This is a genomic window from Anaerocolumna chitinilytica (genome assembly GCF_014218355.1).
Classification (GTDB): Bacteria; Bacillota; Clostridia; order Lachnospirales; family Lachnospiraceae; genus Anaerocolumna; species Anaerocolumna chitinilytica.
In genome coordinates, this window is the sequence record NZ_AP023368.1 from 2,029,237 (window position 1) to 2,042,144 (window position 12,908).

Here is a 12,908-nt window from a genome sequence, read left to right on the forward strand (position 1 = left end):
ATTAAACGGGCTGTTACAAAATGCAGACAGATGGTTCGCGCCAATATTTTGCAATAGCCCGTTTAATGTCTAATGAAGCAAAAACTGATATTCGAAACTTTGAAAATAATTAGGATATTACCTATGAGAAATATCCTGTTGTTAAATAGATCATACTGGAAACGCCGGACGGCAGCAGTACTTGACTAATAGTATAATGGAGGAACAAAATATGAGTAAAATTATTGGAGGATCTTATGATAATCTTCCGTGGCAGGATAAACCGGAAGGGTACCTTCATCCCGTATGGCGATACGATGCAAATCCCATTATAGATAGAGATGCAATACCCACATCCAATAGTGTGTTTAATAGTGCGGTAGTGCCTTTTGGTGATGGTTATGCAGGAGTATTCCGGTGTGACAGCAGAGCTGTAACCATGGATATCTATGCAGGATTTAGTAAAGACGGAATAACTTGGGATATCAATCCGGAACCTATTGAGTTCACCGGTGCGGATGAAGAAATATTGGCTAAGGTTTACCGCTATGACCCAAGGGTTTGTTTTATAGAAGACCGTTACTATATTACCTGGTGCAATGGATATCATGGACCAACAATCGGTGTTGGGTATACTTTTGATTTTAAAACATTTGTACAATTAGAGAATGCCTTCTTACCCTTTAACCGTAATGGTGTTTTATTTCCCAAAAAGATTAACGGCAAGTATGCTATGCTAAGCCGCCCCAGCGATAATGGACATACACCTTTCGGTGATATTTATTACAGTCAAAGTAATGACCTGGAGTACTGGGGACATCACCGTTATGTTATGGGAACAACCAATTTTGAAGCTTCCGGCTGGCAGGCAACAAAGATTGGTGCCGGAGCTACTCCTATAGAGACAGATGAAGGCTGGCTGACAATATATCACGGTGTTTTGGCTACCTGTAATGGATTTGTATACCGTATGGGATGCGCTCTCTTGGATTTAGAAAAACCTTGGATTGTAAAGAAAAGAACAAAGAATTATATTCTAGCACCTAGGGAATTATATGAAACAACCGGAGATGTTCCTAATGTAGTATTTCCCTGTGCGGCATTAACAGATGCAAAGACCGGCAGAATCGCTGTATATTATGGCGCTGCAGATACTGTAGTTGGCTTGGCTTTTACCACTGTTGACGAATTAATGGCAGCAATGGAAGAAGTATAAAAGAATTATTTATGGCTTTTTATAAACGTGGTATAATAAGGAAAATTAGTAAAAGAGAGGTTACGTGTAATGAAAAAGCCATACATAATAGGAATTGCCGGGGGTAGTGCCAGCGGTAAATCCACATTATGTGATAAACTGGAGAAAGAGTTAAACCAGTATTCACTTAAAATTTTTCACATGGATTCCTACTTTAAACCTGAAAAGGAACGTCCCTTTGTTGCTGCTCCTGTTACAAAGAAAAAGTATGTGGATGACAATCATCCGGAAACAATGTATTTGGAACAGTTATTCTTGGACTTAAAGAAAGCTGTAAATGAAAGCTATGATATTATTATCATAGAAGGGTTGCTAGCACTGTGGGACGAGGATATCTATCCATACCTGAATTTAAAGTTGTTTGTAGATTGCAGAGCTGATGAAAGAATTGTCAGAAGACTTCACAGAAACATGGAGTGGGGATTAAGCTTTGATGAAATTTCTCAGGTATATCTGGATATGGTTCGCTATCGTCATGATGAGTATGTGGAACCTACGAAATGGAGAGCGGACTTAATCATAAATGGTTCTTCTCCCCAGGATAAAGCAGTTGATATGATTTTAACTTATATAATAAAGGAAATGAACGTAGGAACAAATTAACATTGGGTAAAGTATTCTTACATTAACATATAGGATATATATGTAGAAAGAGGCGACATGGTATTTTTAGATAAAAGAGTTCGTGTAATAAGTGACGAATTAAAGAAATTATCAGTGGTTCAAAAAGTAAACGTTGACGACTGGAAATATAAAAAGGGCAATTATATATATCCGAAGGATGCTGAGGCAGCGGAAGCTGAATGGGAAAAGTTTGACTGCAGAACAATGCACTGGTATGGACCCGATGAACATTATTGGTTCCGCGGTGAATTCACAGTGCCTCAGTCAATGGCGGGCAAAGCTGTATGGATGAATGTTAAGACCCAGATTGAGGAATGGGATGACGGCAAGAATCCTCAATTTTTATTATACGTTGACAATGTAGCTACCCAGGGAATTGATATGAATCACAGAAGAGTCCTTTTAACAAGAGAAGCTGTTTTAGGACAGACATATCACTTGGATTTACAGTCCTATACCGGTACTCTTCATAGTGAGTTCAATCTGATAGTAGAAATGCTTGAGATTGATCCAAGAATTGAGAAATTATATTATGATATCAGTGTACCTTTAAGTGCCTTTACCCGTATGGAACAGGATGATAAGGTAAGAAGAGATATTGAAGCAGTATTAAATAACTGCATTAACTACCTGGATTTAAGAACTCCTTATTCTAAGGAATTCTATGCTTCTCTGGCAGAGGCTGATGCATATCTTGAGAAGGCTCTATATGAAGATATGGCAGGATATGATGATGTTATAGCTACCTGTATCGGACATACTCATATCGATGTTGCCTGGTGGTGGACTGTTGAGCAGACAAGGGAAAAAGTTGGACGAAGCTTTGCTACTGTATTAAAGCTTATGGAAGAATATCCAAATTATAAATTCATGTCAAGTCAGCCTCAATTATACTATTTCCTGAAAGAAAGATATCCGGAACTTTACGCCAGATTAAAAGAAAGAGTAAAAGAAGGCAGATGGGAACCGGAAGGCGGCATGTGGGTTGAAGCCGACTGTAACCTTACTTCCGGAGAATCACTGGTTCGCCAGTTCATGCATGGTAAAAAATTCTTTAAAGATGAGTTCGGTGTGGATAACAGAGTATTATGGCTTCCCGATGTATTCGGCTATTCAGGAGCACTTCCCCAGATAATGAAGAAATCCGGAATTGATTACTTCATGACTACCAAGCTGGCATGGAATCAGTTTAATAAGATACCTAATGACACCATGTACTGGAAGGGTATTGATGGAACCAGTATTTTTACCCACCTTATTACAACCCTTGGAGTAGGTCAGAGTACAGAGGAATTCTTTACTACCTATAACGGTATGCTTCATCCTGACTCCATTATGGGTGGATGGACCAGATATCAGAATAAAGACATTAACAATGATATCCTGATTTCCTACGGATACGGAGATGGCGGCGGCGGCCCTACAAGAGAAATGCTGGAGACCTCAATACGTATGGAAAAAGGTGTGCGTGGTATACCAAAAGTACGTCAGGAATTTGCAGGAACTTATTTTGAGGAATTACACGAACGTGTAAAGGACAACAATAGAGTGGCAGTTTGGGAAGGAGAATTCTATTTCGAATACCATAGAGGAACTTACACTTCCATGGCTAGAAATAAACGTTCCAATCGTAAGAGCGAGCTTATGTTAATGGATCTGGAGCTGCTTTCCGTACTTGCATTGAATAAGTTACCTTATCCGGCTGAAGAGCTGGATGCTATGTGGAAGAAAGTATTGTTGAATCAATTCCACGATATCTTACCCGGTTCCTCTATTAAAGAGGTATATGAAGTAACAAAGAAAGAATACAAAGAACTGTCAGAAAAGGCAGAAGTTATTATTGATAATTGTCTGACTGAATTAACCGGCAAGGGAGAAGGAGTTACCATCTTTAACACACTTGGATTCCTTCGCGATGATGTTGTAAATCTTGGTGATATCAATGCAGAAGCGCTGAAAGATGAGACAGGAATTACTTATCCGGTACAAAAATCAGCAGACGGAGCGGTAGCATACCTAAAAGGTATACCTGCTAAGGGCAGCAAGACTTTTGAAATAGTAAGTAAAATGGAACAAGCTAAACCTTTCAGCTTAAACGGCAATTGTCTGGAAACACCTTATTACACTATTGAAATTGATGAACAGGGCTTATTTACATCTATTTATGATAAACAGAATGACCGCCAGGTATTACAGAACGGTATGCAGGGAAATCTCTTCCGTATGTATGAAGATAAGCCAATTTACTATGATAACTGGGATATTGACATTTTCCACACAGAAAAATTCTGGGATGTAACTGAAGTTTCCCGTATGGAATGGACAGAAGTTGGAGAAGTGCGTGCAACCCTGGAAATTGAAAGAAATATCAGTAACTCCCTCATCAGACAGAAGATTTATTTCTATGCTGACAGCAGAAGAATCGAGTTCAATACCTATGTTGACTGGAAGGAACACCAGCACTTATTAAAGGTACATTTCCCTGTTAATATTCACTCAGACGAAGCTACTTTTGATATCCAATTTGGTAATCTGACGAGAAAGGTACACAGCAATACCAGCTGGGATGTTGCCAGATTTGAAAGCTGCGGACATAAATGGATTGATTTATCGGAAGGACATTACGGTGTCAGCTTGTTAAATGACTGCAAATACGGACATTCTGTAAAAGATGGAAATATGGCTATTACACTGATAAAATCCGGAATCGAGCCCAATCCTACAACAGACCAGGAAGAACATTTCTTTACCTATGCTCTTTATCCTCATGCAGAGACTTGGAGAGCAGCCGGTACTGTTATGGAAGCTGCTAAGGTTAATCAGCCGGCTTTCGCAAGGCAGGGCGGTAACCCTGGTACAGCATTCTCCTTTGTATCTGTTAATAAACCCAATGTAATGATTGAGACAGTAAAACAAGCAGAAGACGGAAATGGCGTTGTAATTCGTATTTATGAATACGAGAACTCCTTGACAAAAGCACAGATCAGCCTGGATAGGGCAGCAGAGATTGTATCCATTGAGGAATGCAATTTGATAGAAGAGTTTATTGAAACTGTTCCAAAGACAGAGAATGGATTTGAGATTGAAATCAAACCTTACGAGATAAAGACTTATAGAATCAAGTTCAAATAATTTGTCTTATCATTTAACTTATTAGAATTATATTTTTTTCATACAGAAGGGCTGTTGCATAATAGACATTCAGGGTGGAAGATTTATCCTCTCCCAAGATGAGAAAGTGCGGCAGCCCTTACCTCCAGATAGAGAGATAATTACAAAAATAAGAAAGTGAGATGCATATGAATATTTTACCAAGGCCCCAAAGTGTTATTTTGGGAAAAGAAAACTTCATATTTACTTATCGGGGACGAATAGTAATTGATTCTTCCTGTGATTCTGAGGTATTCACACATGCAAAGCTTTTGAGTAAAGATATCGAGGCTAATTTAGGCTTTCATGCGGCTATAACAAAAGGTGAGTTTGAAGACGGATGTATTTACTTAAAATGCGCTGAGACCATGAAGAAGGAAGAGTACACCGTATCCATACAACAGGATGGTATCCGGATATGTGGCGGAAGTAATGCAGGTATATTATACGGAATACAGACATTAAGACAAATCATATCAGTGGAAGGAGCAATCTTACCTTGCCTTACTATAAATGATTATCCTGATATGCCAAATCGAGGCTATTACCTTGATGCTACCAGGGGGCGTATTCCAACTCTCGCTTATCTAAAAAGCTTTGTAGAAAAGTTAAGTTATTATAAAATAAACCAATTACAGCTTTATGTAGAACATAGTTTTCTTTTTCAGGGGTTAAGTGAGGTATGGAGAGATGATACCCCTCTGACGGCCGACGAAATCATGGAATTAGATGCATACTGCAGACAATTTCATATTGAATTGATACCTTCCTTATCAAGCTTTGGGCATCTCTATAAGTTATTAAGTACGAAGACTTATGCATCTTTGTGTGAACTGCCGGATTCGGATAAAGAACCTTTTTCCTTTAATGACCGGATGGATCACCATACCGTTGATGTAACGAATAGAGAAAGTATGAAACTTGTTAAGAAGTTAATCGACGAATATATTCCCCTGTTCTCATCGAAGCATTTTAACCTCTGCGCAGATGAAACTTTTGATTTGGGAAAAGGAAAGTCTAAAGTTTTGGCTGATCAAATCGGTGTTGATAATATGTATGTCAGCTTCGTGAAGGAATTGTGCGAATATCTGATTGAGAAAGGGAAACGTCCTATGTTCTGGGGAGACATCATCAAAGGCTTCCCGGATGCTATCAACCAATTACCGGCTGAAACAATCTGCCTGAACTGGGGATACTCGAGGAATGAAGGGGAGGAGGCAGCCCTTGCATTACATGAAGCAGGAGCAACTCAATATCTATGCCCTGGTGTTGCCGGCTGGAATCAGTTCATCAATTTTATTGATGCTTCCTACGAGAATATCAGCAGGATGTGCAGCTACGCTCATAAGTATCAGGCAATCGGGATTCTAAATACCGATTGGGGCGATTTCGGACATATTAATCATCCGGAATTCAGCATTACCGGTATGATCTTTGGAGCAGCCTTCTCCTGGAACCGTCAGATTCCGGATAATGATGAAATCAAAGGACAGATATCTCTTTTAGAATTCGGCGACAGTTCCCTCTCATTTGTTCATAATGCAGCCCTTTTGTCTGAGAAGAGTGTTTTTGAATGGTATCATATTGTCCGTTATATGGAAATGGACAGCAAGGGGAAAAGCGCTAAAGAGAAGAGAGATTATCTCACTGCCTTGGATTTTAGTGGTGTAAAGGCAGCAAATGAAGTCATTAACCAAGGTATTAATAATCTATATAGAAACCTGAAGCATCTGGATTGTAATAAGAAGGTGCTTGTGAAACCATATATTGTTGCAGCAGAAGGTATGGAATTATTTAATATCATCGGAGCCGTTATGTGCCAGGAGTTGTACGGGGTGAAAAATGAAGTGCAGGCAGACCCTAAAGTACTGGCAGAACAGCTTGAACATTGGTTTTATCACTATAAGGAAGTTTGGAGAAGTGTCAGCAAAGAATCAGAGTTATACCGTATTCAGGATGTCATACTGTGGTATGCGGACCGACTCAGAGAATTGTAGGAAAAGCTTTTCGTTTTTCTTGCAGAAATTTAGATAGAAGTTCAAATTTGTGGTTTGCCGGCAGTACGGCAAGGTAGGATAAGCAAAAACTGAAAATTAAGTACACTTCCACATAAATAAAGGGCTGTTGCAAAATAGCCCCTTTTAGAAAGGCATGATTGATGGAGTATATATATAAGAACAGCGAACTTACACCAAGTGAACGTGCAAAGGATTTATTATCCCATATGACTGTCAGGGAGAAGGTTGGACAGTTGAATCAACATCTTTACGGCTTTCAGGTTTATGAAAGAAAAAATAATGATATTCTCCTTAGTCAGGATTTAAAAGAAGAAATTGAATATTATGGTGGTCTGGGAGCACTCTATGGACTGTACCGGGCAGACCCCTGGTCAGGGAAAAACTATGAAAGCGGTTTGACAGGAATACTAGCTCCTAAAGCTTATAACCTGGTTCAGAAATATGTTCTGGAGCATTCAAGACTTGGTATACCCATGCTTTTAAGTTCTGAATGCCCTCATGGTCACCAAGCCCTTGACGGATATCTGCTTCCAGTTAATTTGAATGCGGGAGCAGCCTTTCATCCGGAGCTTTTAAAGAGAGCCTATGAGGTTTGTGGCAGTCAGTTAAAAGAAATGGGAGTACATATGGCACTTATTTCTGTGCTGGATGTTTTGAGAGATCCCAGATGGGGAAGAAGTGAAGAATGTTACAGCGAAGACCCATACCTTAGCAGTGAACTGGCAAAAGCAGCGGTAACCGGAATCCAGAGTAATGGTATAGCTGCTGTTGCGAAACATTTCTGTGCCCAGGGAGAAGGTACCGGTGGAGTCAATGCCAGTGCTGCCCGTATCGGGGAAAGAGAACTAAGAGAAATCCATTTGGCTGGAGCAAAAGCTTGCAGTAAGGCAGGAGCAAAAGGCATTATGGCTGCTTATAATGAAATTGATGGAATACCCTGCCATAGTAATAAGAGGCTTCTTACAGATATTCTCCGGGGTGAGATGAATTTTGATGGTGTTGTAATGGCAGATGGTCTGGCAATTGACCGGCTGGATGTTATGACGGGAAATAATGCGATGTCAGCAGCCAGAGCTTTGACAGCAGGGGTTGATATTAGTCTCTGGGATGAAGGCTTTACCAGGCTGGAAGAGGCATATAACAGCGGCTTTATAACTATGGAAGAACTGGATAAAGCGGTTTTTAGGGTTCTAAAGCTTAAGTTTGAAATGGGACTTTTTGAAAATCCTTACATTGAGGAAAAGGATGTGTCTGTTTCACATACCTATAAGGACCATCCGGAGGCTTTGGAGCTTGCCAGGGAATCTATATGCCTGTTAAAGAATGAAGAGCTGATTCTTCCGCTGAATGTAAAACAAATACGCTCTCTTGCAATAATCGGACCAAATGCAGATGAAATCTATCATCAGCTGGGAGATTATACCCCTCCTGTTCGTGATGCAGAAGGTATAACTGTTTTAAAAGGAATCCAGGACTTTGCCAAAAACAGCGGGGAGGAAATCCAGATCAGATTTTCTAAGGGCTGCGGGTTATTAGATACCCAGGAAGATTATATAGAGGAGGCAGTCCGGCTGGCAAAATCCTCTGATTATACGATTTTAGTATTAGGCGGCTCCTCCAGCCGATTTGGTGGTGCGGAATTTGATGCAAATGGCGCGGCAAAATTAAATGGGAAAGTAGAGATGGATTGTGGTGAAGGGATTGATTCGGCTGATTTGAACCTGCCAGGACTTCAAAACCGTTTAGCGGAAGCAATCTATGAGACCGGGAAGCCGGTTATTTCTGTCCTGATTCAGGGACGTACTTATGCAATTACTGAAATAGAGAAGTATTCAAAGGCCTTGCTATGTGCCTTTTACCCTGGAATGAAAGGCGGGCAGGCTATCGCAGAGATACTATTTGGAGAGACATGTCCATCGGGTCATCTTCCGGTCTCTATACCAAGGCATGTAGGACAGCTGCCGGTTTATTATAATTACAAAGACTCTTATCAGGGCATGAATTATTATAATATGTCTGAAGGGCCTCTGTATCCTTTTGGATACGGTTTATCCTACACACGGTTTCAGTATAGTGACCTTACACTGAATTACCGGAATTTAAGTGGATACCCTGAAGAGGCATTAGAAGGCCAAAAGAAGGTACAAAAGGAAACAACAGATTGTATCATAGTTACATTGGATAACTTAAAAAATGGCTGTATTGAAATAGGGGCTGATATAACCAATGTGGGCGACTATGACGGCTATGCACTGCTGCTGCTTTATACGAAAGACATGCAGGCCAGTGTTATCACCCGTGTGATGGAGTTAAAAGCCTTTACAAAGATATGGATTCAAAAAGGAGAAACAAAAAGAGCAGTTTTAAGTCTGGATGAAGAAAGCTTATCAATATGGAACGATAAAATGGATTTCGTACCGGAGACCGGAGATATAAAACTAATGTTATCGGATGGCTGTAATACTATCTGGCAGGGAAAAGTCGTACTAAGTTAATTCTAGTGAAATACAAGTGAAGTAAAAAAACAAGAAGTTTTAAGCCTGAATTATATATCGTAATTCAGGCTTGATTTTATTCTATGATTTACCTGACAAATGACTTAATTTCATACATACACAGGCAAATTGCACAAAACAGAAAGAACGAATGCGCCTATGGAAAGGCATTAGAAGTCCTTTTCTCAGAAGATTTTGTGCTATATTATAAAACAGATTGTTTGAGTACACGTAGTGTACTCATGCGTAGCGAGTTATCTGTTTTATAATATGTCAAGCATAAAATCTTCAGAGAATTAGGACTTCTTATGCCTTGGAATCGAAGCATGAGGCTTTCTGTTTTGTGCAATTTGCCGTCCCATTGTGAAAAACTACCCTTTGTCAGCTAATCATTTTATAATTTTTTACCATTCTCAAATTTTATATTGACAAAGAGAAAAGAATGAAATATACTAGCATTTGTGAAAACCTATTAATCTAATATGAATTATATGAATTGAAAAATATTAGATGGGTTTAGACGTTTAAGGCACCTGTTGAATATTAGCATGGAGGACAAAAAGAATGAAAAAAGTGAAGAAGTATCTATCTATGATACTTGCAGGAATTCTGGTAACAGGGTTACTTACAGCCTGCAGCAGTGGTAAGACAGAAGTAGCAACAGCAGGAGATACAGCAGGGACATCCAGTACGCCTGATGCAACTGCTTCGAACGATACAACGAAAGACTCAGGAGACAGTGTACAGGAACTTAATTTGAGAGCAACTGCCTTTGGCAATAACTACGATGTTCAGGATATGGGCTGGCGCTGGATGATGGCAGAATGCTATGAAGGTCTGCTTCGTGATGTCGGAGGCGCTGACGGTGATAAGTTTGAGCTTGCAGGCGCAGAATCCATTGATGTATCTGAGGACGGACTTACATATACTTTCCACTTAAGACAGAATGCTAAATGGTCTGATGGTAAGCCTGTTACAGCAAATGACTATAAATACGGATGGGATCGTTTATTAGATCCAAACAAAGGATACAGCTATGCAGCATTTATTTTCAATGTTGTAGGTGCTGAAGAATATTATAACGGTAAAGGTTCTTTGGATGACGTAGCGATTAAAGCTTTAGATGATTATACCTTTGAAGTGAAGTTAAAGGTTGCAGATCCTACCTTCGAATCAAAATTAGTTGCAACTCCTCTTTACCCTACCCGTCAGGATATTGCTGAGGCAGCTGGAGATAATTGGGGTAAAGACTGGAAATTAAGTGTTTACAACGGACCCTATATTTTATCTGACCTTGTAGAAGACAACAAGATGGTATGGACAAAGAATCCGAATTACTGGGATGCAGCCAATGTTAAACTGGAAAAGGTAAACTGGTTTGATATTGCAGAAGATGCCACAGCAGCTACTATGTTTGATAATGGACAGCTGGATGTCATTAACGGCTCCGGTGATTATCTGAAGAAGTATGATGAAGAAGCAAGTGCAGGTAAGATACAGTCACTTTCTACACAATATCCCGGAACGGTTATGTTAGGCTATGAATTTAAAAACGGCGGAGAATCCGGATTAATGAAGAACGTCAACATCCGTAAGGCAATTTCCTACAGTATCAACAGAGATGAGATGGTCGGTGCAGTTTACGGAAGATATACACCTGCCTATGGTCTTATAGCTCCGGCAATTACCTTTAATGAGAAATCTTACCGTGCTCAGACAGAAGAGCCCATAAGTGCAGAATATAAAGAATATGCAGGAGATAAGGCAAAACTCCAGGAACTTTTCCAGAAGGGCCTTGATGAGCTGGGAGTGAAGACTCCAATCAGTGATGTTAAAATTGTACTGCTTACTTCCGGTTCCTCTACTCAGAACCAGACAGAACGTGAATATCTCAAGCAGTCCATCGAGCAGAATCTTGGAATTAAAGTTGAACTGAATACAGTAGGTGATTCTTCACTGTTTACCTCCGAAAGAGACGCTTTCCATTTTGATATCATGATTACCGGATGGTGGAGCGACTACAATGATCCTTTGGATTACCTGGATATATTCAGAACTGGTGTATATCATTCCTATGGTTTATACTCCAATAAAGACTATGATGCTTTGTTAGACTCCTTAACCGGTCTTAAAGACACTACAAAACGCTTTGAAGTCTATCAGCAGCTTGAAAATAAATTACTTTTGGAAGATTGTGCGGCTGCCCCTCTGTATTATTCCGATAACCATTTTTATATTCAGAATTGGGTGAAAGATTTTAATACATCATCTTTCGGAGCAAGCCAGGAAGTATATCATACATCTATTTCCGGCAAATAAGTTATACATTGGGATTGCAAAAAAGGGCTATCACCTCCAGCCCTTTTTTGCTGTATAGAAACATAGCTGTGATTTTGGCTAATAAAGGAGAGTAGTAATGGGGAAATATTTAATACGCAGAGTGGCTGAAATGATACTTACGCTGTTTTTAATTGCAACAGCTACATTCTTTCTACTGGAGGCTGTTCCCGGTGATCCGCTGACACAGAGGGCAGAAAAGCTGGCACCTACTGTGAAGGCAAACTTATATAAAAGATATGGCTTGGATAAGCCGATGATGGAGCGTTATGCTATTACCATGAAAGGAATTGCTACTGGTGATTTCGGAGAATCCTTTGTCTATGCGGGACAGACGGTTCAAGGCTTGATTCATGACAGATTACCTGTTTCCGCCAGACTTGGTGTTCAACAGGTACTTTTGGGAATAACAGTTGGCCTGCTTCTTGGAATATTGGCGGCTATGAAACGGGGAACCATAGCAGATTATCTGGTAATTGTTTTATCGGTACTGATGATTTCGGTGCCGAGTTTGATATTTGGATTACTGCTGCAGAAGATATTTGCAGGAAATTTAAAATGGTTTCCTACTATTGGGTGGCCGGCAGGAAAAGATTTGTGGTTTGGGGGTTGGGAGTATACGGTTTTACCTACCCTGGCAGGATGCTTTGGCTACATTGCGGCTTATGCAAGGCTCTTAAAAACTTCCATGCTGGATGTTATCGGGCAGGATTATGTAATGACTGCCGAATCCAAAGGACTTAGCAAGGGTGCAATTATCCGGAAGCATATCCTGCGAAATTCCTTTATTCCTGTAATTACCCAGCTTCCCATGTCAGTTGCAATGTGTATAACCGGTTCATTTTTTATCGAAAGCATTTTTTCTATCCCCGGAATCGGACAGTATTATGTTACTGCGGTAAATAACCAGGACCTTTCTATCTTAATGGGAGAGACGGTTATTCTGGCAGCAATGTATATCATTGTACTTTTTATAACGGACCTGCTGTATGTGGCCGTGGATCCGCGCATCAGCCTGACAGGCAAGAACAGCTAAAGGAAGGATAGAAG

7 protein-coding genes are annotated in these 12,908 nt (G+C 40.0%); all 7 read left to right on the top strand.

The window, feature by feature from the left end; genetic code table 11:
* The first annotated feature begins 211 nt into the window (after positions 1-211).
* The 7 genes from bsdcttw_RS08755 (at position 212) to bsdcttw_RS08785 (ending at position 12,894) form a co-directional block, all read left to right on the top strand.
* On the top strand, positions 212-1,195 hold the full coding sequence (locus bsdcttw_RS08755; RefSeq protein WP_185259000.1) for a glycoside hydrolase family 130 protein: 984 nt from the start codon (positions 212-214) through the stop codon (positions 1,193-1,195).
* 69 nt (positions 1,196-1,264) lie between these two features.
* The gene (locus tag bsdcttw_RS08760; RefSeq protein WP_185259001.1) at positions 1,265-1,837 is read left to right on the top strand and encodes a uridine kinase family protein; all 573 of its coding nucleotides are present in this window, start codon (positions 1,265-1,267) and stop codon (positions 1,835-1,837) included.
* Between the two features lie 57 nt (positions 1,838-1,894).
* Positions 1,895-4,990, top strand: a complete 3,096-nt coding sequence (locus bsdcttw_RS08765) for an alpha-mannosidase (protein WP_185259002.1) — start codon at positions 1,895-1,897, stop codon at positions 4,988-4,990.
* A 167-nt stretch (positions 4,991-5,157) separates the two neighbouring features.
* Entirely contained in the window at positions 5,158-7,005 is a 1,848-nt protein-coding gene (locus tag bsdcttw_RS08770; protein WP_185259003.1) for a glycoside hydrolase family 20 zincin-like fold domain-containing protein, read from the top strand.
* A gap of 161 nt (positions 7,006-7,166) precedes the next feature.
* Complete coding sequence (locus bsdcttw_RS08775; RefSeq protein ID WP_185259004.1) at positions 7,167-9,521, top strand: glycoside hydrolase family 3 N-terminal domain-containing protein; 2,355 nt, start codon at positions 7,167-7,169, stop codon at positions 9,519-9,521.
* A gap of 564 nt (positions 9,522-10,085) precedes the next feature.
* Positions 10,086-11,840, top strand: a complete 1,755-nt coding sequence (locus bsdcttw_RS08780; RefSeq protein WP_185259005.1) for a peptide ABC transporter substrate-binding protein — start codon at positions 10,086-10,088, stop codon at positions 11,838-11,840.
* A gap of 97 nt (positions 11,841-11,937) precedes the next feature.
* Positions 11,938-12,894, top strand: a complete 957-nt coding sequence (locus tag bsdcttw_RS08785) for an ABC transporter permease (RefSeq protein ID WP_185259006.1) — start codon at positions 11,938-11,940, stop codon at positions 12,892-12,894.
* Positions 12,895-12,908 lie beyond the last annotated feature (14 nt).